Source organism: Streptomyces sp. NBC_00670, from assembly GCF_036226765.1.
GTDB lineage: Bacteria > Actinomycetota > Actinomycetes > Streptomycetales > Streptomycetaceae > Streptomyces.
The window spans coordinates 2,826,999-2,853,437 of the sequence record NZ_CP109017.1 but is presented as its reverse complement, the minus strand read 5'-3'; the positions used below and the strand labels follow the sequence as shown (position 1 = coordinate 2,853,437).

The following is a 26,439-nucleotide window of genomic DNA, read 5'->3' as shown; positions in this document are numbered from 1 at the left end:
ATAGTAGGGCCACGTCGTGCTGCTACTGCTCCGGGGTGGATCCCTGGTGGCGTGTGGCGTGGAGGCTGCCCAGGAGGGTGAGGGCCTGGGCGCTGGGGGTGTCCGGGGCGGCGTGGTAGATCACCAGTTGCTGGCCCGGCGCTCCGCGGACGTCGAAGGTCTGGTAGGTGAGGTCGAGGGGGCCGACGTCGGGATGGACGAGCTCCTTGCCGTCACGGGTCTTTCCGTGCACGGTGTGCGAGGACCACAGGGCGGCGAACTCCTCGCTCGCCTCGGTCAGGGAGTCGACGACGTCGTGCAGGCGCCGGTAGTTCGGGTCCAGGCCCGTGGCGTGGCGCAATCCGGCGACGACCGCCTCGGCGGCCCGTTGCCACTGGGTGAAGAAGCCGCGGGCGGCCGGGTCGAGGAACGTCATGCGGGCCATGTTGTCCATGGCCTCGTACGGTGAGAACAGCGCGTCGGCCAGCGCGTTCGAGGCGAGGAAGTCGGTGGCCGGGTTCAGGACGAAGGCCGCGGCATTCGGGTAGCCGTCCAGCAGTTGGCGCAGCGCGGTACTCACCGTCTCCCTCGGCTGCGGTCGCGCGCCGTCCGGCGCGGTGCCGGCGAGCCGGAACAGGTGCTCCCGCGCTTCGTCGTCCATCCGCAGCGCGCTGCTGATGGACTCGAGGATCTGCGGGGACGGGCTGCGCTCGCGGCCCTGTTCGAGGCGGGCGTAGTAGTCGCTGTTCATGCCGGCCAGGACGGCGACCTCCTCTCGTCGCAGCCCCGCCACCCGGCGGGCGCCGTAGGAGACGAGCCCGACGTCGTCGGGGCGCAGGCGGGCGCGGTGGGCGCGCAGGAAGTCTCCGAGGTCGTTGCTGGTCACCTCTTCAGGCTAAGCCGCTCCCCCTCCGGGTGCCTGGGTGTGCCGTACCCAGGCACGGATCGTCCTGGCTCCCTTCCTCCGGGACGCTCAGGCTGGTGATCAGCAACCGGACATGAGAGGGAGCGCAAGCGCATGGTGAGGAAGAGGAATGAGTCGGGCCGGCCCGAGGAAGCCACCGCACGAAGGACCGATGGCGCGGACGTGGACGCGGACGTGGACGCGGACGCGGACGTGGACGTGGTCGGGATGTGGGTGACCGCGGACGGACACATCCGTCAGGAGCTGCTGCCCGACGGCCGCTACGACGAGGCCCGCGGCAACCGTCGCAGTGCCTACACCGGCCGCTACACGGTCACCGGCCACCACCTCGAGTACGTCGACGACACCGGGTTCACCGCCACCGGCGACATCCGCGACGGCGTGCTCTTCCACGAGCACCTCGTCCTGTACCGGGAGAGGGAGAACGAGACGGAGAACCACGAGGAGGAGCAGGCGTGATGCCCACCGCCAAGGTCTTCTTCATCACCGGCGTCAGCAGCGGTCTCGGCCGCGCCTTCGCCACGGGCGCCCTGGACGCCGGACACACCGTCGTCGGCACCGTCCGCAAGGACGCCGACGCGCGCGCGTTCACCGCGCTGCACCCCGAGCGCGCCCACGCCCGCCTTCTCGACGTCACCGACGACGAGGCGGTCCTCGCCGTGATCGGCGAGGTGGAGCAGTCCGTGGGCCCCGTCGACGTGCTGATCGCGAACGCGGGGTACGGCCTGGAGGGCACCTTCGAGGAGACGTCCCTGGCCGACCTGCGTACCCAGTTCGACGTCAACGTCTTCGGCGCCGCCGCCACCGTGCGGGCCGTCCTGCCGTTCATGCGCGCACGGCGCCGCGGGCACATCCTGGCCGTCACCTCCATGGGCGGCCTGGCCTCCTTCCCCGGTGTCTCCGCCTACTGCGGCAGCAAGTACGCCCTGGAGGGCATCCTCGAAGCCGTCGGCAAGGAGGTCTCCGGCTTCGGTATCCACGTCACCGCCATCGAGCCGGGCTCCTTCCGCACCGACTGGGCGGGCCGCTCCATGGTTCGCGTGCCGCGTTCCGTCCCCGACTACGACGAGCTGTTCGAACCCATCCGCACCGCCCGGCGGACCGCCAGCGGCAGGCAGCTCGGCGACCCCGCCAAGGCGGCCGCCGCCCTCCTGCGCATCCTCGACGAACCGGACCCGCCGGCCCACCTCGTCCTCGGATCCGACGCCCTGCACCTGGTACGGGCCGCACGCAAGGCGGTCGACCACGACCTCGACACGTGGGAAACCCTCACCCTCTCCACCGACCACACCCCCTGAGCCTCTCGGGGGGGGGGCCTGTCAACAGCCGCCCACTCCTTCGGGGACCGCGACCCACCCGAACCTCACCGCGTCGTCGTAGGTCAGGCAGAACTCAGCCGCGTGCGGCGAGCACGAACATGTGGAGCGTGAGCCACAGCCCGACGCCGAGCATGCCCAGGCCGATGAGAGTGACCACGGCCATCACCGTCTGCTCGTAGCGGGACTGGCGGGCGACGGCTCGGGCGGGGTTGTCCGGGTCGTAGCTCAGTTCCAGTTGCTGTCCTCCCGGTGTGCCCCGGTAGTGGTGGGTTCCGCCGTCCAGGTCCGTGTACCGGTAGATCCCCGCCTTGTCGGTGTAGTGGCTGAACTCGGCCAGCACCGTGATGCCGTGCCGGGGGAGTCGTATCCCGTCGTACAGTCCGCGGCCCAGCAGCCCCACGATGAGCGCTCCGGTGACGACGAAGAGTTGGACGCACGGCATGAGGGCGAGGTAGCCGGCGCCACCGAGCACCCCCGCCGTCACGTCGATCGCGGCGAAGAGGGCGAGCGCGGCGTAGATGGCGAGGCGGGTGCGCGACGGGCGGCCGCTTGTGGCGGTGACCGTCGTGACGAGGTCCTCGCCCTCGGGGCGCGGATCGTCCGGGCCTCGCTCGGGCAGTCGGGCTCGGACGGTGTCGCGGAACGCGGTCACCGCGGCGGCCCCGGCGCCGTGGACGGCGTAGACGGCGGCGGGGCGGTCGGACCGCGCGGTGGCCAGCACGACCTCGACACCGCGCTCCGTACCGCGCACGTCCTCGACGGCTTCGAGCGGGATGCGGACCGTCCGCCCGCCACCCTCCCACCGCACATGATCCGCCCCGCTCTCGAACCGAGCGGTGGCATCACGGCCGCGCAGAACAAGCGAGGGCGCGGCTGAAGGTGTCGTCGTCACACCTCCCAAGACAGCCCCGCCCGTCGAACGGTTGTAGCTCACAGTCGATGCCTGTCGCGAATGTCGTACATTCCTGCGAAGAGTGAACTATTGCGCCTGATGGGCTAGTTGGTCCAGTTGGGCGATATGCTCCGTGAGCGCACTGGACGCGCCCTCCTTCCAAGGACGATCCGGACCCCGCCCCTCGGGGCCCGGCCCGAACCAGAAGAGCGGCAGCCACCGGGAACTTGGCTGCCGCATCTGGAAGGAGGGCGCTATGGGGCGCCATCGGAAGAGGCCACAACACAAGCGGGTCGTCGCGAAGAGGGCACCGATCATCCAGATCGTTCTTCTCATCGTGGTGATCCGACAGCTGTGGAGGTGGTTCAACCGGCGGTGATCGCCAGTCCTCACAACACCTGAGGGCTGACGGTCGACAACCGTCATCCGATGAAGGTCCCCGTTTGGATAACCGGTCCAGGCGGGGGCCTGCTCCTCATGGAATCACAGTCGGCTCCTCATAGCATCACCCGCACGGGTGAGGGTCGCCCCGCCCCTCCTCACCCCACCGCCCTCCTCCCCGTGCTCCCCCGCACCGTCAGGTGGGGTGGGAGGAGGGTCGCGTCCGCCACCTTCCCGCCGTCCAGTTTGCGCATCAGTAGCTCCACCGACCTCGCTCCCACCTCCGCCGACGGGATCGCCACCGACGTCACCGGGACGCGGGCCCTCGTTGCCACCTCGTCGGGGCAGATGGCCGTGATCGACAGGTCCGTCGGGACCCGTAGGCCCAGGGATTCGAACGCCTCTATCAAGGGGTCCACCAGTGGTTCGTTGTGGACGACCACCGCCGTCAGCGCCGGCCGTTCGCGCAGGAGTTGCTCGGCGACCAGGCGCGCGCCCGTCGCCGTCGCCTCGCAGGGGTGGACCGTGGAGGAGAGGCCGTGGCGGGCCGCCGCGGCCGTGAAGCCCTGGACCACCCGTTGCGCGAAGCCCGTCTCCCGTACGTACACCTCCGGCGGCGAGCCGATCAGGGCCACGATCCGGTGGCCGAGCCCCGCCAGATGCTCCACGCACACCTCGCCCGCCGCCCGGAAGTCCAGGTCGACGCAGGTCAGGCCGGACGGTTCGGCGGGGAAGCCGATCAGGACGGAGGGGAGGTCCAGGGTGCGTAAGAAGGGGAGGCGGTCGTCGTGGAGTTGGACGTCCATCACGATCAGCGCGTCCACCAGTGCCGTGTCCGCGACCCGGCGCAGGCCGTCCTCGCCCTCCTCCTGGGTAAGCAGGAGGACGTCGTGGTCGTGGCGGCGTGCCGTCGTGACCACCGACACCGCGAACTGCATCACCACCGGCACATGCATTCCGGCCCGCAGCGGCACCACCAGGGCGAGGACGTTCGAGCGGCGGCCGGCCAGGGCGCGGGCGCCCGCGTGCGGGCGGTAGCCCAGCTCGCGGACGGCCGCCTCGACGCGCCGCCGGGTCTCCTCCGAGATCGGCCGCTTGCCGCTGAGGGCGTAGGAGACGGTGCTGGGGGAGACCCCGGCATGGCGCGCCACGTCCGTGATCTTCACCATCGTCACGCCCCCGAAGCCGACGCCCGGTCCCCCGGCTCCGTCGCCGATTCCCCCAGCTCCAACGACACGAACCCCGTCCCCGCCGCCGCCCGTACCACCCGCTCCCCGGCCGCCAGCGCCCACGGCGCCGCCGGGTCACCGCACGACGCGCGCAGCGTGTCGCCCTCGCGTACGACCGTGAACGTCACGCCGCCCGCTTCCACCGTCACCTGCGCCCCGCGTGCCAGTTCGTACGCGTGCAGGGTGACGCCGTCGGCGTAGGCGTAGTCGGGGCGGTCCGCCACCGCGCCGACCGGGATCACGGATCCCGGGCGGACCAGCAGCGGCACGCTCAGGAAGCCGTGCCGCTCCCGGACCCAGCGCGGGCCCGTGACCGTACGCCCCGTGCCGTAGTGGGTCCAGGTGCCCTCGGGGACGTAGTACGAGACGTCGCCCTCGTCGTCGAACACGGGGGCTACCAGCAGGTCGGGGCCCAGCATGTACTGGCGTTCGAGGTGTGCGCAGGCGGGGTCGTCGGGGAATTCCAGGACCATCGCCCGCATCATCGGCACCCCCTCCTCGTGCGCCGTGCGGGCGGCCTCGTACAGGTACGGCATCAGGCGCAGCTTCTGCCGGGTGAAGTGGCGCAGGACGTCGACGGACTCCTCGTCGAACAGCCACGGCACCCGGTAGGAGGAAGAGCCGTGCAGGCGGCTGTGGGAGGAGAGGAGGCCGAAGGCGATCCATCGCTTGAAGAGGGCCGGCGACGGGGTGCCCTCGAAGCCGCCGATGTCGTGGCTCCAGTAGCCGAAGCCGGTCATGCCGAGCGAGAGACCGCCGCGCAGCGACTCCGCCATCGACTCGTACGTCGCCTCGCAGTCGCCGCCCCAGTGCACCGGGAACTGCTGGCTGCCGGCGGTGGCCGAGCGGGCGAAGACGACGGCCTCCTCCTCGCCCCGGTGCTTGCGCAGCACGTCGAAGACGGTCCGGTTGTAGAGGTACGTGTAGTAGTTGTGCATGCGTTCGGGGTCGGAGCCGTCCGACCACGCCACGTCCACCGGGACCCGCTCGCCGAAGTCCGTCTTGAAGCAGTCGACGCCCTGTGCGAGCAGCGCCTCCAGCTTGGCCGCGTACCAGTCCCGGGCGGCGGGGCTGGTGAAGTCGACCAGAGCCATCCCCGGCTGCCACAGGTCCCACTGCCACACGCTGCCGTCGGGGCGTTTCAGCAGGTGGCCGAGTTCCTTGCCCTCGGCGAAGAGGGGGGAGCGCTGGGCGATGTAGGGGTTGATCCAGACGCAGATGCGCAGGCCCTTGTCCTTGAGCCGGGCGAGCATCGCCTCCGGGTCGGGGAAGACGCGGGGGTCCCACTCGAAGTCGCACCACTGGAACTCGCGCATCCAGAAGCAGTCGAAGTGGAAGACGGAGAGTGGGAGTTCGCGCTCCTTCATGCCGTCGATGAAGGAGGTGACGGTCGCCTCGTCGTAGGACGTGGTGAAGGAGGTCGACAGCCACAGGCCGAAGGACCAGTCCGGCGGGAGCGCCGGGCGGCCGGTGAGGGCCGTGTACTTGCGCAGGATCTCCTTCGGCGTGGGGCCGTAGATGACGTAGTACGTCAGCTCCTGGCTCTCCGCGCTGAACTGGACCCGGGAGACCGCCTCCGAGCCGACCTCGAAGGAGACCCGGCCGGGGTGGTCGACGAAGACGCCGTAGCCGCCGTCGGTGAGGTAGAACGGGGCGTTCTTGTACGCCTGTTCGGTGGCGGTGCCGCCGTCCGCGTTCCACATGTCGACGATCTGGCCGTTCTTCACCAGCGGGCCGAACCGCTCGCCGAGGCCGTAGACGTGCGTGCCCACGCCCAGGTTGAGCTGTTCGCGCAGGTAGTGGGCGCCGGACGCCTCCCGCATGATGCCCATGCCCTTGGGGCCGCTGGTGGTGAGCACCCGGCCGTGGGCGAGGAAGTCCACGTGCCAGGGCGCGGTGCGGGCCACCTTGAGCGAGAGCGCCCCGGCGGTGAGCGTCGCGGACTCGTCGTCGTAGGAGGTGTGCACCCCGAAGTCCTCGCGGGCGAGGCCGAAGTCGGGGCCGTGCGGGGGTTCGCCCTGGAAGTGGGTGAAGGTGACGCCGATGACATCGGGCATCGGCGCGTGCGCGGTGATCGTCACGACCGGTCCCTTCAGCAGGTCGCCGCGGTGCCGGATGGGCTGGGTGGGTGCGTGGATCTCCAGCGTGCCGGGCCCGGCGGTCACATCGAGGACCTCGACCGGGTGGGCGGCGGTGACGCCTTCGCGCAACAGCCAGTAGCCGTCGGTGAACTTCACGCGGGGACCCCTTACTTGACGGCACCCACGGCGATGCCGCGGGTGAGGGTGCGTTGGAAGACGAGGAAGAAGACGAGGGCGGGGAGCACGCCGAGGAGGGCGGCCGCGTTGGTCATCGTCGCGTCCATCAGGTGCTGGCCCTGGAGGACGCCGAGCGCCACCGACACCGTCTGGTTGTCGTTGGAGATCAGCATGACCAGGGGGAGCAGGAACTCGTTCCAGGTCCAGATGAAGAAGAAGACCAGCAGCACGCCGAGGGTGGGCCGGCTCACCGGCACCACGATCCGCCACAGCACCTGCCAGGCGTTGGCCCCGTCGATACGGGCCGCCTCGATGATCTCGCGCGGGAAGGTGCCGAGCACGGAGGAGAGCAGATAGGTGCCGAACGCGGCCTGGATCACCGTGAAGACGATGATCACGCTGAGCCGGGTGTCGTAGAGACCGGCCTGCTTGCTCAGGTAGTACACCGGGTAGACCAGCGCCTCCTGCGGCAGCACGTTGGCCAGCACGAAGAACGCCAGCACCCAGGTGCGGCCCTTGATCCGGCCGATTCCGATGGCGTACGCGTTGAGGATGGAGAGGACGACGGCCAGGACGGCCACCGAGCCGCTGATCAGGACCGAGTTCCACAGCTTCTGGCCGTAGTCGACGCGGTCCCAGAAGTCCTTCAGCCCGTCGAGGTAGAAACCGTGCGGCAGGCTGAGCGGACCGTTCTGCGCGTACTCGGCGGGCGACTTCAGCGCGTTGACGGTGACGATGAGGAACGGCACGACCATGAAGAGCGCGCCGATGCACAGCGCCACCAGGACGGGGTAGCGGGCGACGACGGAGCGGGACGCACGGCGCGGGACCCGGGTTCCCGCACGGGTGTCGACGGCGGTCATACGACGCCCCCTTCCTCGGCGTCCTCGGCACGGGTCTGGAGTTTCAGCCCGACCAGGGACAGCAGCAGGATGATCACGGTGAGCACGGTGGAGATCGCCGCGCCGTAGCCCACCTGGGTCTTCTCGAAGAAGGTCGTGAAGGAGAAGTACGACGGCACGTCGGTCGCGCCGCCCGGGCCGCCCTTGGTGAGCACGTACACCGCGCCGAACACCTTGAGCGCGGCGATCGTGCACCAGGTCAGCACGACGTAGATCTCCGGGCGGATCTGCGGCAGCGTGATGTGCCAGAAGCGGCGCCACCAGCCGGCGCCGTCCAGCTCGGCCGCCTCGTAGAGCTGCGGGTCGACGCGCTGGAGTCCGGCCATGAAGACGACGAGCGGGAAGCCGATCTGCACCCACACCATCACGCCCATCACGCTGTACAGCGCGATGTCCGGGTCGCCGAGCCAGTCCTGTTGCCAGGAGCCGAGCCCGACGGCCTTCAGCAGCTCGTTGAGTGAGCCGTTCTCGGGGGCGAGGATCCAGCTCCAGACGATGCCTGCGACCGCGATCGGCAGCACCTGCGGAAGGTAGAAACAGGCACGCAGCACGGCCGCGATCCTCGGGCCGAAGTGCTTGCCGACGAAGTCGAACAGCGCGGCGGCCAGCACGAGTCCGACGACCGTCGGGACGGCGGCCATCGCGATCACCATGAGCAGGCTGTGCCGGAATGACGCCCAGAACTCGGCGTCGTCCAGCAGCTCGCGGTAGTTGGCGAGCCCGGTCCACTTCGGGCTGCCCACGCCCGACCACTCGGTGAAGCTCACGCCGGTGTTCATCAGGAACGGTCCGACGATGACGACGGCGAAGGCGAGCACGCCGGGGAGGAGGAAGAGGGCGTACGGATTACGGGGGCGGCGGTTTCCGCGCGGGCGCCCGGCGGGGGCGCGCTTGCCGAGGGCGCGCCCGCCGCGGTCGACGGTGAGCGTCATTTCTTCGGCGCGCCCTTGTCGTACGCGCTCTGCAGATTGCCGAGGAACGCGTCGGGCTTCTCGCTGCCGGTGATCAGCTTCTGCGTCTCGGAGACGAGGACGTCGTAGAAGCCGGCGACCGGCCAGTCGGGGTAGAAGGCGAGGCCGTCACGGCCGGAGACGGTGGTGAAGTCGTCGATGAGGGCCTTGGCCCTGGGCTCGGTGATCGCGTCGCTGTCCGCGGCGACGGGGATGCCGCCGCTGTTGCCCAGCAGGTTCTGGATCTTCTTCGACATGGTGATGTCGATGAAGTCGTACGCCAGTTCCTTGTTCTTGGCGCCCTTGGGGACCACCCACAGGTTGCCGCTGGAGCCGAGGGTCAGCTTGGAGTCGGGCCACAGGGCGGTGTCCCAGTCGAACTTGTTCTCCGACGCGAAGCGGCCGTACCACCAGCTGCCGCTGAAGAAGATGGGCGACTTGCCCTGGATGAAGGAGAGTCCGGCGTCCTCGGCCTTGGTGCTGCTGGACTTGTCGCTGATGTAGCCCTTCTTCACCCAGTCGGCGAAGGTGGTGGCGGCGTACGTCCAGGCGGCGTCGTGGAAGTCGACCTTGCCCTTGTAGAGCTGGTAGTCGTCGACCCAGGAGCGGTCGGCCTTGGAGAGGGCGAGCTGGTAGAGGTACTGCTGAGCCGGGTACTCGGCGCCGCCGTTGGCGAGCGGGGTGACGCCCTTCTCGACGAAGGCGTCCAGCGCGGCGGTGAGGTCGTCGAAGCTCTTGGGCTCGGTGACGCCGTACTTCTTGAACAGGTCCTTGTTGAAGTAGACCATCGCGTACTCGGCGTAGTTGGGGACGCCGTACCAGTTGCCGGAGCCCATGACGCCGCTCGCGTCGTAGCGGGCGGTGGTGGCGACGCCGGCGCTCAGCTTCTTGTCCCAGCCGTGTTTGGTGACCTCGGAGGTGAGGTCGGTGAGCAGGCCCTGCTTGGAGAGCAGTCCGGCGGTGGCGTTGCCCTTGTTGTACTCCATGACGTCGGGGGCGTCGTTGGAGTTGAGGACCATGGGGGCGGTCTTCTGGATCTGTTCGAAGCCCTTCTCCTCGAACTCGACCTTCACGCCCGGGTGTTTCGCCTTGAACTCCTTGATCGCCTCGTTCCAGGCGATGCCCATGGCGCTGTCCGCGGTCTCGTAGTGCCAGAGCTTGAGCGTCTTGCCGTCCCCGGAACCGCCGTCCGAGTCGCCGCCGCAGGCGGTGAGCAGCAGGGCTCCGCTGAGCAACGCGGCCGCGGTTGCGACCAGACGCCTTCGTGCCGTCAACATCCCGTGCCTCCTGGGTCCTGGGTCCTGGGTTCCTGGGGGAGTCGGAGTGGGGGGGGTGCGTGGGGTGGGACGCGTGGTGGGACGCGCCGTCGAACCGCTTCGACAGTGGGCATCGAAGCGCTTCGACGGGACGGTAGGCGGGGGGAGGGGGCGCGTCAATGGGTCGCGCGTGGATCTCTGCTTTTTGAACGCGTTCAACATTTCGGCTACGCTCCGAGTCCCAGGCGGAGGAGGGGCAGCCGATGAAGATCGTGATTCCCGGCGGAACCGGACAGGTCGGCGGAATCCTGCGGCGCGCGTTCGGCGCCGCCGGACACGAGGTCGTGGTGCTCACCCGGCACCCCCGGGTCGACGGCGAGATCGCGTGGGACGGCCGGACGCCGGGGCCGTGGACGGCGGCGGTCGACGGCAGTGACGTCGTGATCAACCTGGCCGGACGCAGCGTCAGTTGCCGTTACACCGAGGCCAATCTGCGGGACATGATGGACTCCCGGGTCGACTCCGCCCGGGTCGTCGGCGCCGCGATCGCGGACGCCGCCCGGCCGCCCCGGCTCTGGCTGCAGATGAGCACCGCCACGGTGTACGCCCACCGCTTCGACGCCCCGAACGACGAGGCCACGGGCGTCATCGGCGGCGCCGAGGCGGGCGTGCCGGACTACTGGTCGTACAGCGTCGACATCGCGAAGAACTGGGAGCGGGCCCAGGAGGAGGCGGACACGCCGGCCACCCGCAGGGTCGCCCTGCGCGCGGCCATGGTGATGAGCCCGGACCCCGGCGGCGTCTTCGCCGTCCTGCTGGGCATGGTCCGGCTCGGCCTCGGCGGCCCGGTGGCCGGCGGGGCGCAGTACGTCTCGTGGATCCACGACGCCGACTTCGTGCGCGCGGTGGAGTTCCTGATCGACCGGGAGGACATCACCGGCCCGGTGAACCTGGCGGCCCCGCGCCCGCTGCCGCAGCGCGCGTTCATGCGTGCGTTGCGCTCGGCGTGGGGGATGCCGGTGGGGCTCCCGGCGACCAGGTGGATGGCGGAGCTCGGCGCGTTCGCGCTGCGCTCGGACACGGAACTGCTGCTGAAGAGCCGCCGGGTGGTGCCGGGCCGGCTGACGGGGGCGGGGTTCGAGTTCCGCCACCCGGAGTGGGCGGGGGCGGCGGAGGAACTGGTGGGGCGGGTACGGGGGAGTGCGCGCACGTAGGACTCCCGTAGCGTCTCAGCGTTGGTGGCCGTCGCGTCGGTTCCCGCGGCCGCCCCCGGCGAGGAGGCCGAGCAGCAGAGCCAGGGCCGCCGCCATCGCCGGTACCGCGTAACCCGTCCGTGGTGAGAAGTGCTCCACCACCGAGCCGCCCGTCGCGGAGCCGGTGGCTATGCCGGTCAGCAGGGCCGTCACCGCGAGGCTCATGCCCTCGTTCAGGCGGCCCTCGGGGGAGCGGCGCTGGACTAGGGTCATCGCCGTCACCATCGTGGGGGCCGTGCCCGTCCCCGCGAAGAGGAGCGCGAGGGCCAGCAGGACGAGGGAGCCGGTCGTCCAGGCGGACAGGCCCGGCAGGGTCATCAGGCCGGTCATCGCCAGCAGGCACCACGGCAGCCGGCGCTCCGCCGCGCCCTTCCCGCCCGCGCGCAGCGCCCCGTACGCCAGCCCCGCCGCGCACGACCCGGCCGCCTGGAGCGCGAGGATCACCCCGGCCGCCGAACGGTGGCCCCGCGCGTCGGCGTACGCGATCGTGACGACCTCCATCGCCCCGAACACCGCGCCCGTCGCGACCAGGGTGAGCAGCAGCGCCGGCATCCCGGGGCTGCGCAGGGGCGAGCGGCCGCGGGCCTCCGCCCGGGTGGGCGGCGGTTCCGTCGCGCGCTGGGCGGTGAAGACCAGGACGCCCGTGGCCAGCAGAACGGCCGCGAGGAGCGTGCCCGCCTCCGGGAACAGCGCGCCGCACAGGAAGGCCGCGAGGACCGGGCCGAGCATGAAGCACAGCTCGTCCGCGGCCTGTTCGAAGGAGTTCGCGGTGTGCACGGCGGCGGGGTCGTCGCGGAACAGGTGCTGCCAGCGGGCGCGGGACATGCCGCCGGTGTTGGGCGTGGTGGCGGTGGCGGCGTAGGAGGCGAACAGGGTCCAGTCGGGCGCGTCGAAGTGGACGCAGAGCAGCAGGGCGAGGCTGCCGAGCGCGGCGGTCAGCGCGGCGGGCACGGCGACCCGGGCCTGGCCGTACCGGTCCACGAGCCGCGCGGTCCAGGGTCCGGCCACCGCGGTCGCCGCGAGCCCCGTGGCGGTGACGGCGCCGGCCAGGGCGTACGACCCCCTGGCCCCGGCGATCATGATCACCGCGCTGACGCCGAACATCCCGGAGGGCAGCCGGGCCATGAGGTTGCCGAGGGTGAAGGCACGGGTGCCGGGGCGGGAGAAGAGCGCGCGGTAGGGGGAGAGGAGGGTGGGGGGCGTTGCTGTGCGGGGTGCTGTCGCGGGTTCCGTTCGGGTGGGTGGCGTGTCCAGTGCTTCCGGGTTCGGCGTCGGCATGCGTATACCGTCGCGGTCGCTCTGACCTGCGGTCCAACACCTGACACGACGCCATTGACGCATCCCCGTTGTAGGTTCGCCCGATGCCAGCCACGCCGCCCGGTTCCGCCGGCCCCTCCCGTACCCCCGACCCGTCCGGCCCCTCCCGTACCCCCGACCCGTCCGGCTCCTACGCCCCCACCCTCGACCCCCGCCTCCTCCGCGCCTTCGTCGCCGTCGCCGAGGAGCTGCACTTCACGCGGGCCGCCGCCCGGCTGTACGTCGCCCAGCAGGCGCTCAGCCGGGACATCCGGCGGCTGGAGCGCGAGCTGGGCGTCGAGCTGTTCGTCCGCACCACCCGGCAGGTCTCCCTGACCGCCGACGGCACCCGGCTGCTGCCGTACGCCCGCCGGGTGCTGGACGCCCAGCGCGCGCTGCTCGCGGCGTTCGGGCGGGGCGAGCCCGAGCGGCCGCTGCTGGTGGACGTCAACAGCCCGGGGCTGTTCGGGCTGAGGGTCCTGGAGCGGGCGCGGGGGCTCGTTCCGGAGCTGGAGCTGATGGCCCGCTTCGAGTCCGGGCTGACCTGGGCCGCCGCCGAGATCCTGGCCGGCCGCGTCGACGCCTCCTTCGGCCGGTTCGCCGGGCTCGACCCCGCCGTCCGCGACCGGCTGCACCACCAGCCGGTCCGCTACGAGCGGATGGCGGTGATCCTCCCCGAGGCCCACCCGCTCGCGGAGCTCACGGAGGTGCCGCTGCGCGCGCTTGCGGGCGAGACCGTGTACGCGGGCGCGGGCAATCCGCGCACGCTGGAGTGGACCGACCTCGCGCGTCGCCTGTTCGAGGGACGCGGAATCGAACTCGCGCCCCCCGCGCCCCTCGCCGTCGGCGCCGAGGAGTTTCAGCGGATCATGGCGAAGACCCGGAACCCCATCCTCGCCGTAGAGGACTTTCCGGCCATGCCTCATACGGTCATACGACCTCTGGTTGACCCCGTTCCCCTGTCTCCCGTGTCACTCGTGTGGCGAAAAGATCTGTTCCATCCCGGTTTGGAGGCACTCAGGCGTTCTGCTACCGAACTGGCGAACGAGGAGAAGTGGCTTCAGCGGCCGGAGGGGGGATGGATTCCGGACACCGATGCACTCGTCATGGTGACCTCTCTTTGAGATGGATCTCCACTACATAGGCACATGCGCTACATTCAGTGCCCCGGGCGCAATGTGATAAAGGGGGCGCTCGGACCGGGTGGGGGCCCGGTCCGACGACAGTACGTAGGCCCGGACACGTACGCCCGCCTGCAAGTGTGATGCCCCTGGGGGGAAGTACGTGCGCGTGGAGAACTGGCGGAATAACGCCCAACCGATCGAGCGGGAAACCCGTACCGAACAGGGCGGGACGTCCGGGGAACCGAACGGACCGGCCGAGCGGTCCGCCGGACGGGAACCGGGCGGGACCGGCGAGGCCGGTGACGCCTCCGGCGATCGGGGCCCGGTCGTCTGGCCGGAAGCGGGCGGTCGTACGGCCACGTGGCCGGCCGCCCGGCCGGAGGGCGGCCCGGGGGCGGGGCTGCCGAGGCGGCCGGGGCCGTCGGGGGCGTCGGGCGAGCCCGCCGGTGCGGCGTCCGGCCCCGCGGCGGGGTCGTGGTTCGACAAGGGAACCGGTGCGTCGGCCGGCGGGGGTGCGCAGACCGGTGCCGGCGTTCGCGGCGGTGCCGGTGCGGTCCGTGGGCGGGCCGGCCGGGACGGGGTCCTCGGCCGCCCCCGGTTCGACAAGGGAGCCGCCGCCGCGTCGGACACCGCGCCCGGGTCCGTGCCGGGCTCCCCGCAGGGGGCCGCGTCCGCCGGTGCGGATCTGCTCGCGCCGTTCGACACGGCGCGGCCCTCGGCGCGGTCCGGGTCGGTCGGACCCGGTGGATCCGGTGGATCCGGTGGACCCGGTGGATCCGGTGGACCCGGCGCGTCCTCCGCGTCCTCCGCGTCCTCCGCGTCCTCCGCGTTCCCCGAGGCCGGGTCCCGTCCCGTGCCCGAAAACGCCGAGATCTTCGCCTCCGCACCAGTGACACGTGCGACGTCTGGCATGAACACGTTTGGGGTCGCCAAGCCGGGGACCACCGAGCCGAAGGTCGCCGAGCCGGGGACCGCCGTCCTCCCCGGCCCGGTCCCCGGCACCCCGGGCACCCCCGCCGGCCCCGGCCCCCGCCCCACCTGGGAACGCACCGGCGAACCCGGGCGCAACCACGATCCGCACGAGGTCACCGTGCAGCTCGACGGCATCGGCCGCCGGCTGGACGGCAACAGCGCGGGCGGACCCGGCACCGCCGCCGGGCCGGCGGGACCCGCCGACAACAAGGACTCCGACGGCCCCGTCTTCGTCGACGAGTCCGGCCGCCGCAGTCGCCGCTTCCGCCGCATCGGCATCGCCGTCGGCATCGCCTGCGGCCTCTACGCCCTCGTGATCGTCGCCACCCTGCTGTCCGGCAACTCCGCCGCGCCCTGGGTCCCGGTGCCGATCCCCGGCGCGGACGACGGCGCCCCGGCGAGCAAGGTCGAGGACTCGACCGCGCCCACGGACTCCGCCGACCCGTCCGCGGCCACCGGCGGCGTCCTCCCCGGCGTCAGCGCCGACCCCGGCGACCCGAGCGCCGGCGTCACCCCGTCCGCCGGCAGTTCCGCCGCACCCGGGGCCTCCGCCGGCAGCAGCAAGAAGCCGGGCGCCTCCACCAGCAAGAAGCCCAAGCCGTCGGCGTCCACGACGAAGAAGTCGTCCGGCGGCACCAAGACCGACCCGGGCACCGGCGGCGACGCGGGCACCGTCGTGGACCCGCCCGCCTCGTCGTCCCCGGACGCCTCGCCCCCCGCCTCCCCGGACCCCTCCCCGTCCGGCGGGACCGGTGACGCCGGCGGCACCACCACCAACAACGCGGCCGACGGGCCCGCCGCCCAGACCCCCGTCGCGGCCGGCGGCCCGTCCGCCGCCACGTCCGCCCAGTCCCCGGAGAACACCCTCTGATGGCCCGCCGCTCCAGTCGCCGCCGCTCCTCCGGGGGCGGCGCGCACTCCCAGTCCGCCTCCGGAAACATCAACGCCCGCCGCGTCCGGCTGCCGATGCGCTTCCTGCTGCCGGCCGCCCTGCTGCTCGCCATGACGGCGATGCTGCTGCTGCGCGGCTATGTGCACAGCGAGATCCTCGCCGACTACCGCATCCGACCCGAGGCCGCCACCGACCAGGTCCCCGACAAGATCCTCGACGGCGGCCCGGTCATCGACACCCGCAACGGCAAGACGACGACGCTGAGCGTGCCCCGGCACAAGCTCGTCCTCACCTTCGACGACGGCCCCGACCCCACCTGGACCCCGAAGGTGCTCGACGTGCTCAAGAAGCACCACGCGCACGCGGTCTTCTTCATCACCGGCACCATGGCCTCGCAGTACCCGGACCTGGTCAGGCGCATCGTCGACGAGGGCCACGAGATCGGGCTGCACACCTTCAACCACCCCGACCTCTCCTACAAGTCGCACAGCGGCATCGACTGGCAGCTCTCCCAGAACCAGCTCGCCCTGGAGGGCGCCGCCGGCATCCGTACGTCGCTGTTCCGGCCGCCGTACTCCTCCTTCGCCGACGCCATGGACAACAAGTCCTGGCCGGTGACGCAGTACATCGGCTCGCGCGGCTACCTCACCGTCGTCAACAACACGGACAGCGAGGACTGGCAGAAGCCGGGCGTCGACCAGATCATCGAGAACGCCACCCCGAAGCACGGCAAGGGCGCCATCGTCCTGATGCACGACTCCGGCGGCGACCGGCACCAGACCGTACAGGCGCTCGACCGGTTCCTGCCCGAACTGCAGGCCGAGGGCTATCAGTTCGAGAACCTCACCGACGCGCTCGGCGCGCCCAGCGCGCACACCCCGGTCAGCGGCGCGGAGCTGTGGAAGGGCCGGGCGTGGGTCTTCCTCGTCCAGGCCTCCGACGGCATCACCGGCGTGATGGTCGCCTGCCTCGCCGTCGTCGGCTTCCTGGTCTTCGCCCGCTTCGGGCTGATGCTGCTGCTCTCCGGCCGGCACGCCCGCCGGGTGCGCCGCAGGAACTTCCGCTGGGGCCCGAACGGACCCATCACCGAACCGGTCACCGTCCTCGTGCCGGCGTACAACGAGGCCAAGTGCATCGAGAACACGGTGCGTTCGCTCGTCGCCAGTGACCACCCCATCGAGGTGCTGGTCGTCGACGACGGCTCCAGCGACGGCACCGCCCGCATCGTCGAGGACCTGAACCTGCCCGGCGTACGGGTGGTGCGGCAGCTCAACGCGGGCAAGCCGGCCGCGCTCAACCGGGGCCTGGCCAACGCGCGGTACGACATCATCGTGATGATGGACGGTGACACGGTCTTCGAACCGTCCACCGTGCGCGAACTGGTGCAGCCGTTCGCCGACCCGAAGGTCGGCGCGGTCGCCGGCAACGCGAAGGTCGGCAACAAGGACTCGCTCATCGGGGCCTGGCAGCACATCGAGTACGTGATGGGCTTCAACCTCGACCGCCGGATGTACGACCTCCTCGGCTGCATGCCGACGATCCCCGGCGCGGTCGGCGCCTTCCGGCGCAGCGCGCTGGAGCGGGTGGGCGGCATGAGCGACGACACGCTCGCCGAGGACACCGACGTCACCATGGCGCTGCACCGCGACGGCTGGCGCGTGGTCTACGCGGAGAACGCGCGCGCCTGGACCGAGGCGCCGGAGTCCGTGCAGCAGCTGTGGTCGCAGCGCTACCGCTGGTCGTACGGCACGATGCAGGCGATCTGGAAGCACCGCAGGGCGCTCGTCGAAGGGGGCGCGTCCGGCCGCTTCGGCCGCGTCGGGCTGCCGTTCGTCTCCCTGTTCATGGTGGTGGCGCCGCTGCTCGCCCCGCTGATCGACATCTTCCTGCTGTACGGGGTGATCTTCGGCCCCACGCAGAAGACGATCGTGGCCTGGCTGGGCGTCATGGCGATCCAGGGGATCTGCGCGGCGTACGCGTTCCGGCTGGACCGCGAGAAGATGCGGCACCTCGTCTCGCTCCCGCTCCAGCAGATCCTCTACCGGCAGCTGATGTACGTGGTCCTGCTCCGCTCCTGGACCACGGCGCTCACCGGCGGCCGGCTCCGCTGGCAGAAGCTGCGGCGCACGGGCGTCGTGGAGGCGCCGGGCGTCATCCCGCAGCAGCGCACGGGTGAGCGGAGTGGCAGCGGTAGCAACAGTGGGAGCGAACGGAGGCCCGTCGGATGACGGCGCAGGACGGTAGGGGCGCGGGGCCGTACGACGGGTACGGCCCGTCCGACGGGTACGGCCCGTCCGACCCGTACAGGGCGTACCCGGAGGGTGCGGGCGCGGAGGGCTGGGGACCGGCGGGCTCCGCGGCGCCCGGTGGTCCGGATGCCGGTCCGGACTCCTGGACGCGCGCCTCGGCCGCCGAACGGGAGGCGTGGGCGGCCGCCCCGCTCGCAAACGCGGACCCGTACGACCCGGCGACGGACCCGGCGCTCGCCACGGACCCGGCGCTCGCCACGGAACCGGTCCCGGCCCCGTCGGCCGGCTCGTTGACGGACGGTTTCCCGGTCCAGCGATCGGCGGCGACGGCGGCGGACCGGGGTCCCTCTCCGGCACCGTCCGTCACGGAGGACGCCCCGGAGAAGCCCGCGGCCCCGGCGAAGAGACCCGGCCGTGACCGTTACCTGGACCTCCTGCGCTCGCTCGCCCTGGTCCGCGTCGTCGCGTTCCACATCTTCGGCTGGGCGTGGCTGACGATCCTCTTCCCCTCCATGGGCGTCATGTTCGCCCTCGCGGGTTCGCTGATGGCCCGCTCGCTCAAGCGCCCGCCGCTGAGCGTGATCAAGAGCCGACTGCGCCGGCTGCTGCCCCCGATGTGGCTGTTCGGGGCGGTCCTGCTGACGATGATGATCGTCGGCGGCGGCTGGAACCCCACGAAGGATCCCGACCTCGGCTCCGGCTTCGGCGGGCTGGTGAAGCTGCTGGAGTACATCGTCCCGGTCGGCGCCCCGCCGTACCCGGCCGAACTCGGCGCCGACTCCACCGGCATCCTCGGCGCCACCTGGCCGGACGACGCGGCCGGCCCCCTGTGGTACCTGCGCGCCTACCTCTGGTTCGTGGTCGCCTCCCCGCTGCTGCTGTGGGCGTTCCGCCGCTTCCCGTGGCCGACGCTGCTCGCGCCGCTGGGCCTGACGGTGCTGATCGACGCGGGCATCGTCAGCATCCCCGGCGAGACCGGCAACGCGGTGACGGACTTCGCGGTCTACGGCAGCTGCTGGGTGCTCGGCTTCGCGCACCACGACGGCATGCTGAAGAAGATCCCCCGTTACGCCGTCGTCTCGGGCTCCGCCTTCGTGATGGCCTTCGCCCTGTGGTGGGCCTCGGGACACCTCGGCGACGAGGGCTGGAACCTGGACGAGATGCCGTTCGTCCAGGCGGCCTGGTCGCTCGGGTTCGTGGCCATCCTGCTCCAGTACTCCCCGTCGTGGCAGGAGCTGCCGGGCAGGCTGGCGAAGTGGGACAAGCTGGTGACCCTGTCGAACAACCGCGCGGTGACGATCTACCTCTGGCACAACCTGCTGATCGCGTTCACGTTCCCGATCATCGACCAGTTCTACAACCTGCCGTTCATGCAGAGCGAGAGCGCGGTGTCGATGCTCGACTCCTCCTACGAGTACTGGCCGTTCGTCCTGGTCTGGCCCATGCTCGCGGCGGCGATCCTCGCCTTCGGCTGGGTGGAGGACCTGGCGGCCAAACGGCGACCGAGGCTGTGGCCGAACGGGGCGAAGAGGGGACGGGCCAGGGCGGCCGCCACCACCTGACCTGCCCCGATGCCCGAACCGTATCGGCCCGTGCGAAACAGGCTTTGGACGGTGCCGGCCGCTCGCTCCGATGCTGGAGGGGAACGACGGAACGAAGCGGCGGCGAGAGGACGGCGGTCGGGGTGTCGGAGAAGACGGGGCGGCCCGGAACGGAATCCGGGGCGGCCGGGGCGGCCGGTGACGGCGGCGGCATCTGGATCCTGGGTGGCACCGGGCGCGTCGGCCGGGCGGTCGCCGCGCGGCTGATGGCCCGGGGCCTGTCGCCGGTCCTGGTGGGCCGCGACGCGGGCCGGCTGCGCGAGGCGGCCGGGCAGGTGGGCGGGGACCCGCGCACCGTCGTGGCGCCCACGCTCGAGGAGACGAAGGCGGCGCTGGCACGCGAGGCCCCCGCCGTGATCGTCAACACGATCGGACCGTTCACCACGACCGCCGTGCCGCTCGTCCGGGCCTGCCCGCCCGGCACCCACTACCTCGACCTCTCCAACGAGTTGACGTCGATCCGCCAGGTCCTCGACCTGCACGACGAGGCGGTGGCGGCCGGCAGCACGCTGGTTCCCGGCGCCGGTTTCGGCGTGTGCGCCACCGAGAGCGCCGTACGGAAGGTCTGCGAGGGCCGGCCGCCGGCGGAGCGGCTGCGGGTGGACGCGGTGCCGTCGGTCCGTACCGAGCCCGGTCCGCTGGGCGAGGCGCTGGCGGCCAGCCTGGTCGACGGCGTCACGGTGGGCGGTCGCCGCTACGAGCGGGGCCGTCTCGTCCGTACCCGGATCGGCGCCGGGGTCGAGCGCTTCACCCTGCCGGACGGCTCCGCGGCCCGTGCCATGGCACTGCCGGCCGGTGACCTGGAGGCCGCCCACCGCGCGAGCGGGGCCCCGTACGTGACGGCCGGCAACGCGGAGATCCCGAGCGCCCTGATGGTCCGCGCGCTGCTGCCCGTCGTGGCGGCCGTGCTGTCCCGCCCGGCGATCGGCAACGCGGCGAAACGGCGGCTCGCCCGGGTCCGCGCCACCGCACGCGAGGCCCCCCGCCCCCACTCCTGGGCCCGCGCCCGCGCGACCTGGCCCGACGGCACCACCCACGAGATGTGGCTGCGTACCGGCGAGGCCATGGAGTTCACCACGAGGCTGGCGGCGGAGGTCGCCACCCGCCTGTCCCGGGGCGAGGCCGCCCCGGGCGCCAGCACCCCGGCCACGCTGTTCGGACCGGGGTTGGCGGAGGCGGCGGGGGCGGGATTCCTGACGGGCGGCGTTACTTCAGCGAGCGTATGAGCTGTCGCAGGGCGGCCGGGGTGGTGGTGAGGACGCGGTCCTCGGGTTCGTCGCTTTCGCGGAGGAGGACGGTGGAGGAAGAAGCAGCGGCCACGTGGACGCAGTTGGAGCTGTCTCCGCTGTACGTGGACTTCTGCCAGGTGAGGTGGCGCACGGTCGCTCCTTCTCAGATCTCCTGGGTCAGGCGGTGGATGAAGTCCCGGGAAGCGACCGGGGGCAGCGCGCAGGACTCCATGTGATCCAGTACGTCACGGTACTTGCTCAACTGGGCCTCCGCGTCCAGGAATCCGCAGCCGCCGTGGTGGGTGTCCAGTTGGACGGTGTCGAGCTGGTGGACGGGTCCCTCCACGTAGTCGAAGGACTGGCCCGTGCTCGGGTAGTACTCGGTGCCGAACGGGATCACCCGAACGGTGACGTGCGGCAGTTCGTTCGTGTCGAGCAGGTGGTTCAGCTGTCCCCGGGACACGTCAGGGCCCCCGAACCCCATGCGCAGGGCGGACTCGTGGATGATCGCGGCGTACGGCGGCGGATCGTCCCGGTGCAGGATGCCCTGCCGTCTGATGCGGTGGGCGAGCCGGTGCTCGATCTCGTACGGGCGCATGGGCGGGACCACGGCCCGGAAGAGAGCGCGGGCGTGGTCCGTGGTCTGGAGCAGTGCGGGAATGTGGATGGCCAGGGCGACGCGCAGCGCGGTCGCGTGGTGCTCCAGCTCCGCCAGGTCGACCAGCGCGGCGGGCAGGTGCTCGCGGTACTCCTCCCACCAGCCCCGCACGCGGCGCCCCGTCATCGAGGCGAGCGCGTCGACCAGGGCCTCGTCGGAGCAGTCGTACGCGGATGCCATCCCGCGCACGCGGTCGGCGCTGAGCGGACTGCGTCCGGTCTCGATCATGCTCACGCGCCCTTGGTTGACGCCGAGGTGCGCAGCCGCCTGGGTGACCGTGAAGCCCGCTCGTTCACGGAGTTTGCGCAGCTCGGCGCCGAGTCGCCGTTGCCGCAGCGTGGGGTTGTTGATGGGTGGCACGGCACCTCCTTTCGTCCATGCGTGGCCGTTGGTGTACCTCACACGAGGTAACTGCGGGTACATCTCCCAGTTTTGGGAGATTCATCTCCCGAGCAGGCCCTAGCCTGATGCGTACCGCCCAACTCCCCGTATCCGTAAGCCGGAAGCGCACCGGACAGGCAGAGCCACCGCCGGACGCGGGTGGGTGAATGCGGTCCGACCCCCCTGTGTGAAGGAGCCGTCGTTCATGGTCACCGTAGCCCTGCCCGACACCTGGGTGTACGCCCTTCGGCTGCCGCATGACCCGCGCGCCGCACGCGTCGCACGTATGACCGTGCGGGCGGCGCTGCACGGGCACGGCATGGGTGAAGTGGTGGACACCGTCGAGCTGTTGACGTCCGAGCTGGTCACCAACGCCTATCTGCACGGCGGCAAGGGGTCGGCGTCCCTACGGCTGACCGCGCTGGGGGACGGGCGGCTGCGCGTCGGACTGTGGGACGGCTGCCCCCGCATCCCGCCCCCCTTCGACCGCCCAACCGGCGACCGCGTCCCCCTCGTCCCGCCGGACAGCGAGACCGGGCGCGGGCTGTACCTCGTGCAGCGGTACGCCGACGCCTGGGGTGGCTGGCCGCTGGCCGGCGACCTCCTCGGCCGGGGTGGCGGCAAGCTGTTGTGGTTCGAGGTGAGGGGAGGGGCGGTTGGTGACTGAGTGGAGTGGAGTCGCTTGGTCACTCCGTCGCGGCTTAGCCGGAATCCGTTCAGGCTAGTTGCAGTCCGGCTGTGTGGCGTCGGCCGAAAACTCGCACACTCACCCCGCGCGGTGACCTCTCACCCCGTCCTCGCCCCGCGTGAGTGCAACGTTCCCTTGTGGTGACGCGCTGCCACAGGGGTGAAACGCGGTGTTTCTAGCGTCGGAGGCCGGCACCCGTCCGCAGCACCGTGGAGGCACGATGACCGTTCCGAGCAGGTCCGCCGGCCGCTGGATCGAGCGTTGGGATCCGGAGGACGAGGCGTTCTGGGAGGAGAGGGGGGAGCGGATCGCGAACCGCAATCTGTTCTTCTCCGTGGTGTCCGAGCACATCGGGTTCTCCGTGTGGACCCTGTGGTCCGTGCTCGTGCTGTTCATGGGCCCCGAGTACGGGCTGAGCCCCGCCGACAAGTTCCTGCTGACGTCGGTCGTCACGCTCGTCGGCGCGGTCGTCCGCGTCCCCTACACCTTCGCCGTCGCGGTGTTCGGGGGGCGGAACTGGACCGTGATCTCCGCGAGTCTGCTGCTCGTGCCGACCACCGCCGCGTTCGTCGTCATGGAGCCCGGCACCTCCTTCTCCACCTTCCTCCTCGTCGCGCTGCTCGCCGGGATCGGCGGCGGCAACTTCGCCTCCTCCATGACCAACATCAACGCCTTCTTCCCGCTGCGGAAGAAGGGGTGGGCGCTCGGGCTCAACGCGGGCGGCGGCAACATCGGCGTGCCCGTGATCCAGCTCGTCGCGCTCGCCCTCATCGGCGCGGGCGGCGGCCCCCGGCTGCTGCTCGGCATCTACATCCCGCTGATCCTGCTGGCCGCCGTGCTCGCCGCGCTGCGCATGGACAACCTCGCCTCCGTGAGGAACGACACCGGCGCCGCCAAGGACGCCGCGCGGGACGTCCACACCTGGATCATGTCCTTCCTCTACGTCGGCACGTTCGGTTCGTTCATCGGCTACAGCTTCGCCTTCGGGATGGTGCTGCAGAACCAGTTCGGGCGCACCCCGCTGCAGGCCGCGTACCTCACTTTCATCGGCCCGCTCCTCGGCTCCCTCATCCGCCCCGTCGGCGGCCGGCTCGCCGACCGCTACGGCGGCGCGCGCATCACCCTGTGGAACTACGTCGGCATGGCCGCCGCCACCGCGGGGCTCCTCGCGGCCGGCCTCGCCGGTTCGCTGCCGCTGTTCGTGACCGTGTTCGTCGCACTGTTCGTGCTCAGCGGGCTCGGCAACGGCTCGACGTTCAAGATGATCCCCGGCATCTTCCAGGCCAAGGCCCTGGCCGAGGGGCTCACGGGCGAGGCGGCCGCGGCGTACGGGCGCCGGCTCTCCGGCGCGGCGATGGGGCTGATCGGCGCGGTGGGCGCGCTCGGCGGCGTCGGCATCAACCTCGCCTTCCGCCAGTCCTTCCTCTCCTACGGCTCCGGCACCGGCGCGTTCGCCGCCTTCCTCGCCTTCTACGCCGCCTGCTTCGCCCTCACCTGGGCCGTATACCTTCGCCGCCCGGCCGGCCGGCCCCGTACGACGGCCGCCTCGGAGGCGAAGGCGCAGCTCAGCTACGTTGAGGTGTGAGGCGGGACGTAACACGGGCGACATGGGGCCGAACCGGGACCGTCACGCGGCGTTGGCACGCTCGTAAGACGGGCAGGCAGGCAGGCAGGGACGGACGGGTTCACACCGGCCGAGCACGGGACGAGGGCCATGGACGACGAACAGCAGTCATCGCAGCAGGGGCCGCCGGGCGGGGGCCCTGGGGCCGGGCACGCGTACGGGCCGCTCGCCGGGTTCACCGTCGGGGTGACCGCCGCGCGCCGGGCCGAGGAACTGGGCGTGCTGCTCGAACGGCGCGGCGCCGCCGTCCAGCACGCCCCCGCCCTGCGTATCGTGCCGCTCTCCGACGACGGCGAACTCCTCGCCGCCACCAAGGAGTTGCTGCGCCAGGCGCCCGACGTGGTGGTCGCCACCACGGCCATCGGCTTCCGCGGCTGGATCGAGGCCGCCGACGGCTGGGGGCTCGGCGAGGAACTCCTCGCCCGGCTCCGCGACGACGACGTCGAACTCCTCGCCCGCGGCCCCAAGGTCAAGGGCGCGGTACGGGCCGCCGGGCTCACCGAACGCTGGTCGCCGTCGTCGGAGTCGATGGCCGAGGTGCTCGACCGGCTCCTCGACCAGGGCGTCGACGGCCGCCGCATCGCCGTCCAGCTGCACGGCGAGCCGCTGCCCGGCTTCGTCGAGGCGCTGCGGGAGAGCGGGGCGGAGGTGGTCGGGGTGCCGGTGTACCGGTGGCTGCCGCCGGAGGACCTCGGGCCGCTCGACCGGCTCCTCGACGCGACGGTCGCGCGCGGGATCGACGCCCTGACGTTCACCAGCGCGCCCGCCGCCGCCTCCCTCTTCTCCCGGGCGGAACAACGGGGGATGCTCGACGACGTGCTCGCCGCACTGGAGCACGACGTGCTGGCGGCGTGCGTCGGGCCGGTGACGGCGGTGCCGTTGCAGGCGCGGGGGGTGCCGACGGTGCAGCCCGAGCGGTTCCGGCTCGGGCCGCTCGTGCAGCTCCTGTGCCGTGAGCTGCCGGGGCGTGCCCGGACCCTGCCGGTGGCCGGACACCGGGTGGAGATCCGGGGCCATGCGGTGGTGGTGGACGGGGAGTTGCGGGCGGTGCCGCCGGCGGGGATGTCGCTGCTGCGGGCGTTGGCGCAGCGGCCGGGGTGGGTCGTGCCCCGGGCCGTGCTCCTGCGTGCGCTTCCGGGTGCCGGGCGGGACGAGCACGCCGTCGAGACGGCGATGACTCGGCTGCGGGCGGCGTTGGGTGCGCCGGGGTTGATTCAGACGGTGGTGAAGCGGGGGTACCGGCTGGCGCTGGACGCGGCGGGTGACTGCGAGCCGGGGTGAGCGTCACGGCGACGTCCGCGAACCGGCGCCGGCCGGGTGCTTCCCCCTGCTCGGACGAAGCCGAGAGCCCGGGGAGGGCGAAGGCGACGGGGGCGGAATACGCCTGCCCAGTTCCCAGGGGTTCCCGCCGAGCCCCGCGCCGGGCACTGTAGAGAGACCGGCTCCCCCCAAGGCGGTGACCGCTCATATGCTCCCGTCCTCCACAACCGGCGCCCCCGCCGACACCCCCCGCTTCGACGCCGGCCGCCCCTCCCTCGCCCTCCTCGCCACCACCCACCCCGCCGAACACCTCCTCACCCCCGCCGCCCTCCGCACCTGGATCACCACCACCCCCCTCGTCCCGTCCGGCACCGACCTCTCCCACGTCGACCCCGCCTGGCTCCCCCCGTTCCGCGAACTCCGCGACCACACGGCCCGGTTGACCGAGGAGACCCTCGACCCCCGCACCACGCCCGCCGACGTCCTCGCCGAAGCCCTCGCGCACCTCAACGCCCGCGCCCGCCAGGCGGCACCCCCCGCCCCCCGTGCGCTCCGCGCCCCCGACGGCACCCTCGTCCGCACCCTCCAGGCACCGCCCAGCTGCGCCGCGCTGCTCGCCGCGCTCGCCCGGGACGCCGTGGACCTGCTCACCGACCCGGCCGCCCGTGCGCGGCTGCGCCGGTGCGAGGGCGACAACTGCCCCCTCGTCTACCTGGACACCTCGCGCGGCCGGCGCCGCCGCTGGTGTTCGAGCGAGCTGTGCGGCAACCGCGAACGCGTCGCCCGCCACCGGCGCCGCGCGGCGCTGGCGCGCACCTGAGCCCGCGATACGGAAACCCGGAATACGAGCGCGAATCCGCACGAGCGCGCACGAGCGGCCACGAGCCCGTACGAGCCCGCACGACCCGGACATGCCGTTTCGACATTTTCTCCACACGGGTCAAGCCGAATTTTCACGCCAGGATCTCCGTGCATCACGAAGTGATTAAGACGCCCCTGTGACCTGCGTCTCCCGGCGGTCGCGGCCGAATGTCCCGTAGCGGGTGAAATGGATGCCCACTCGCGTGACCTCCCACACCTGTCGCAACAAAATCGTGCTGTCACGTTGAACACAACGACAC

Annotated in this window: 22 protein-coding genes; 12 read left to right on the top strand and 10 right to left on the bottom strand. The window is 71.7% G+C overall.

Going from position 1 to position 26,439, the window contains the following annotated elements; all coding sequences use genetic code 11:
- Positions 1-22: 22 nt before the first annotated feature.
- Positions 23-865, bottom strand: coding sequence for a helix-turn-helix transcriptional regulator (locus tag OIE12_RS12660; protein WP_329134783.1), 843 nt, complete (start codon positions 863-865; stop codon positions 23-25).
- A 246-nt stretch (positions 866-1,111) separates the two neighbouring features.
- On the opposite strand from OIE12_RS12660, the gene OIE12_RS12655 reads away from it, so the two are divergent.
- Positions 1,112-1,363, top strand: coding sequence for an Atu4866 domain-containing protein (locus tag OIE12_RS12655; RefSeq protein ID WP_329141902.1), 252 nt, complete (start codon positions 1,112-1,114; stop codon positions 1,361-1,363).
- Positions 1,363-2,202 (top strand): oxidoreductase, encoded by an 840-nt coding sequence (locus OIE12_RS12650; protein ID WP_329134781.1) that lies wholly within the window; start codon positions 1,363-1,365, stop codon positions 2,200-2,202. Before OIE12_RS12655 ends, OIE12_RS12650 begins: the two co-directional genes overlap by 1 nt.
- Positions 2,203-2,296: 94 nt before the next feature.
- Here OIE12_RS12650 and OIE12_RS12645 read toward each other — a convergent pair whose 3' ends face one another.
- The 6 genes from OIE12_RS12645 to OIE12_RS12620 form a co-directional block, all read right to left on the bottom strand.
- On the bottom strand, positions 2,297-3,115 hold the full coding sequence (locus tag OIE12_RS12645; RefSeq protein WP_329134779.1) for a hypothetical protein: 819 nt from the start codon (positions 3,113-3,115) through the stop codon (positions 2,297-2,299).
- A gap of 539 nt (positions 3,116-3,654) precedes the next feature.
- Positions 3,655-4,665, bottom strand: coding sequence for a LacI family DNA-binding transcriptional regulator (locus OIE12_RS12640; protein ID WP_329134777.1), 1,011 nt, complete (start codon positions 4,663-4,665; stop codon positions 3,655-3,657).
- Between the two features lie 2 nt (positions 4,666-4,667).
- On the bottom strand, positions 4,668-6,962 hold the full coding sequence (gene yicI / locus OIE12_RS12635; RefSeq protein ID WP_329134775.1) for an alpha-xylosidase: 2,295 nt from the start codon (positions 6,960-6,962) through the stop codon (positions 4,668-4,670).
- Between the two features lie 11 nt (positions 6,963-6,973).
- Positions 6,974-7,846 (bottom strand): carbohydrate ABC transporter permease, encoded by an 873-nt coding sequence (locus tag OIE12_RS12630; protein WP_329134773.1) that lies wholly within the window; start codon positions 7,844-7,846, stop codon positions 6,974-6,976.
- Positions 7,843-8,817, bottom strand: a complete 975-nt coding sequence (locus OIE12_RS12625; RefSeq protein WP_329134771.1) for a carbohydrate ABC transporter permease — start codon at positions 8,815-8,817, stop codon at positions 7,843-7,845. Before OIE12_RS12625 ends, OIE12_RS12630 begins: the two co-directional genes overlap by 4 nt.
- Positions 8,814-10,112 (bottom strand): ABC transporter substrate-binding protein, encoded by a 1,299-nt coding sequence (locus tag OIE12_RS12620; protein WP_329134769.1) that lies wholly within the window; start codon positions 10,110-10,112, stop codon positions 8,814-8,816. The genes OIE12_RS12625 and OIE12_RS12620 overlap by 4 nt, the downstream gene beginning before the upstream one ends.
- A 242-nt stretch (positions 10,113-10,354) precedes the next feature.
- On the opposite strand from OIE12_RS12620, the gene OIE12_RS12615 reads away from it, so the two are divergent.
- Positions 10,355-11,305: an epimerase gene (locus tag OIE12_RS12615; RefSeq protein WP_329134767.1), complete on the top strand. Its 951-nt coding sequence runs from the start codon at positions 10,355-10,357 to the stop codon at positions 11,303-11,305.
- Between the two features lie 15 nt (positions 11,306-11,320).
- Here OIE12_RS12615 and OIE12_RS12610 read toward each other — a convergent pair whose 3' ends face one another.
- Complete coding sequence (locus OIE12_RS12610; protein ID WP_329134766.1) at positions 11,321-12,622, bottom strand: MFS transporter; 1,302 nt, start codon at positions 12,620-12,622, stop codon at positions 11,321-11,323.
- Between the two features lie 83 nt (positions 12,623-12,705).
- On the opposite strand from OIE12_RS12610, the gene OIE12_RS12605 reads away from it, so the two are divergent.
- The 5 genes from OIE12_RS12605 (at position 12,706) to OIE12_RS12585 (ending at position 20,704) form a co-directional block, all read left to right on the top strand.
- On the top strand, positions 12,706-13,764 hold the full coding sequence (locus OIE12_RS12605; protein WP_329134764.1) for a LysR family transcriptional regulator: 1,059 nt from the start codon (positions 12,706-12,708) through the stop codon (positions 13,762-13,764).
- A gap of 910 nt (positions 13,765-14,674) precedes the next feature.
- Positions 14,675-15,607 carry a hypothetical protein gene (locus OIE12_RS12600; protein WP_329134762.1) on the top strand — a complete coding sequence of 311 codons (933 nt, stop codon included), beginning with the start codon at positions 14,675-14,677 and terminating at the stop codon, positions 15,605-15,607.
- Positions 15,607-17,856, top strand: coding sequence for a glycosyltransferase (locus tag OIE12_RS12595; RefSeq protein ID WP_443053808.1), 2,250 nt, complete (start codon positions 15,607-15,609; stop codon positions 17,854-17,856). Before OIE12_RS12600 ends, OIE12_RS12595 begins: the two co-directional genes overlap by 1 nt.
- A 311-nt stretch (positions 17,857-18,167) precedes the next feature.
- On the top strand, positions 18,168-19,439 hold the full coding sequence (locus tag OIE12_RS12590; protein WP_329141898.1) for an acyltransferase family protein: 1,272 nt from the start codon (positions 18,168-18,170) through the stop codon (positions 19,437-19,439).
- 122 nt (positions 19,440-19,561) lie between these two features.
- Entirely contained in the window at positions 19,562-20,704 is a 1,143-nt protein-coding gene (locus OIE12_RS12585; RefSeq protein ID WP_329134760.1) for a saccharopine dehydrogenase NADP-binding domain-containing protein, read from the top strand.
- Here the strand turns inward: OIE12_RS12585 and OIE12_RS12580 are convergent.
- Together OIE12_RS12580 and OIE12_RS12575 are read right to left on the bottom strand one after the other, a co-directional pair.
- On the bottom strand, positions 20,685-20,858 hold the full coding sequence (locus OIE12_RS12580) for a DUF397 domain-containing protein (protein WP_329134758.1): 174 nt from the start codon (positions 20,856-20,858) through the stop codon (positions 20,685-20,687). The genes OIE12_RS12585 and OIE12_RS12580 overlap by 20 nt on opposite strands.
- A 12-nt stretch (positions 20,859-20,870) precedes the next feature.
- Positions 20,871-21,725 (bottom strand): helix-turn-helix domain-containing protein, encoded by an 855-nt coding sequence (locus tag OIE12_RS12575; protein WP_329134755.1) that lies wholly within the window; start codon positions 21,723-21,725, stop codon positions 20,871-20,873.
- Between the two features lie 226 nt (positions 21,726-21,951).
- On the opposite strand from OIE12_RS12575, the gene OIE12_RS12570 reads away from it, so the two are divergent.
- From OIE12_RS12570 to OIE12_RS12555, 4 genes are all read left to right on the top strand, one after another.
- Positions 21,952-22,413: an ATP-binding protein gene (locus OIE12_RS12570; RefSeq protein ID WP_329134753.1), complete on the top strand. Its 462-nt coding sequence runs from the start codon at positions 21,952-21,954 to the stop codon at positions 22,411-22,413.
- A gap of 241 nt (positions 22,414-22,654) precedes the next feature.
- Complete coding sequence (locus OIE12_RS12565) at positions 22,655-24,019, top strand: MFS transporter (RefSeq protein ID WP_329134751.1); 1,365 nt, start codon at positions 22,655-22,657, stop codon at positions 24,017-24,019.
- Between the two features lie 129 nt (positions 24,020-24,148).
- Complete coding sequence (locus OIE12_RS12560) at positions 24,149-25,339, top strand: uroporphyrinogen-III synthase (protein ID WP_329134749.1); 1,191 nt, start codon at positions 24,149-24,151, stop codon at positions 25,337-25,339.
- A gap of 187 nt (positions 25,340-25,526) precedes the next feature.
- Positions 25,527-26,138, top strand: a complete 612-nt coding sequence (locus tag OIE12_RS12555; RefSeq protein WP_329134747.1) for a CGNR zinc finger domain-containing protein — start codon at positions 25,527-25,529, stop codon at positions 26,136-26,138.
- Positions 26,139-26,439: the final 301 nt, after the last annotated feature.

Excerpts from the sequence above, each read along its gene's own strand:
- OIE12_RS12655 (WP_329141902.1), top strand. The coding sequence starts at position 1,112 with ATGTGGGTGACCGCGGACGGACACATCCGTCAGGAGCTGCTGCCCGAC.
- OIE12_RS12650 (WP_329134781.1), top strand. The coding sequence starts at position 1,363 with ATGCCCACCGCCAAGGTCTTCTTCATCACCGGCGTCAGCAGCGGTCTC.
- OIE12_RS12640 (WP_329134777.1), bottom strand. The coding sequence starts at position 4,665 with ATGGTGAAGATCACGGACGTGGCGCGCCATGCCGGGGTCTCCCCCAGC.
- OIE12_RS12630 (WP_329134773.1), bottom strand. The coding sequence starts at position 7,846 with ATGACCGCCGTCGACACCCGTGCGGGAACCCGGGTCCCGCGCCGTGCG.
- OIE12_RS12625 (WP_329134771.1), bottom strand. The coding sequence starts at position 8,817 with ATGACGCTCACCGTCGACCGCGGCGGGCGCGCCCTCGGCAAGCGCGCC.
- OIE12_RS12620 (WP_329134769.1), bottom strand. The coding sequence starts at position 10,112 with ATGTTGACGGCACGAAGGCGTCTGGTCGCAACCGCGGCCGCGTTGCTC.
- OIE12_RS12615 (WP_329134767.1), top strand. The coding sequence starts at position 10,355 with ATGAAGATCGTGATTCCCGGCGGAACCGGACAGGTCGGCGGAATCCTG.
- OIE12_RS12610 (WP_329134766.1), bottom strand. The coding sequence starts at position 12,622 with ATGCCGACGCCGAACCCGGAAGCACTGGACACGCCACCCACCCGAACG.
- OIE12_RS12605 (WP_329134764.1), top strand. The coding sequence starts at position 12,706 with ATGCCAGCCACGCCGCCCGGTTCCGCCGGCCCCTCCCGTACCCCCGAC.
- OIE12_RS12600 (WP_329134762.1), top strand. The coding sequence starts at position 14,675 with ATGAACACGTTTGGGGTCGCCAAGCCGGGGACCACCGAGCCGAAGGTC.
- OIE12_RS12595 (WP_443053808.1), top strand. The coding sequence starts at position 15,607 with ATGGCCCGCCGCTCCAGTCGCCGCCGCTCCTCCGGGGGCGGCGCGCAC.
- OIE12_RS12570 (WP_329134753.1), top strand. The coding sequence starts at position 21,952 with ATGGTCACCGTAGCCCTGCCCGACACCTGGGTGTACGCCCTTCGGCTG.
- OIE12_RS12565 (WP_329134751.1), top strand. The coding sequence starts at position 22,655 with ATGACCGTTCCGAGCAGGTCCGCCGGCCGCTGGATCGAGCGTTGGGAT.
- OIE12_RS12560 (WP_329134749.1), top strand. The coding sequence starts at position 24,149 with ATGGACGACGAACAGCAGTCATCGCAGCAGGGGCCGCCGGGCGGGGGC.
- OIE12_RS12555 (WP_329134747.1), top strand. The coding sequence starts at position 25,527 with ATGCTCCCGTCCTCCACAACCGGCGCCCCCGCCGACACCCCCCGCTTC.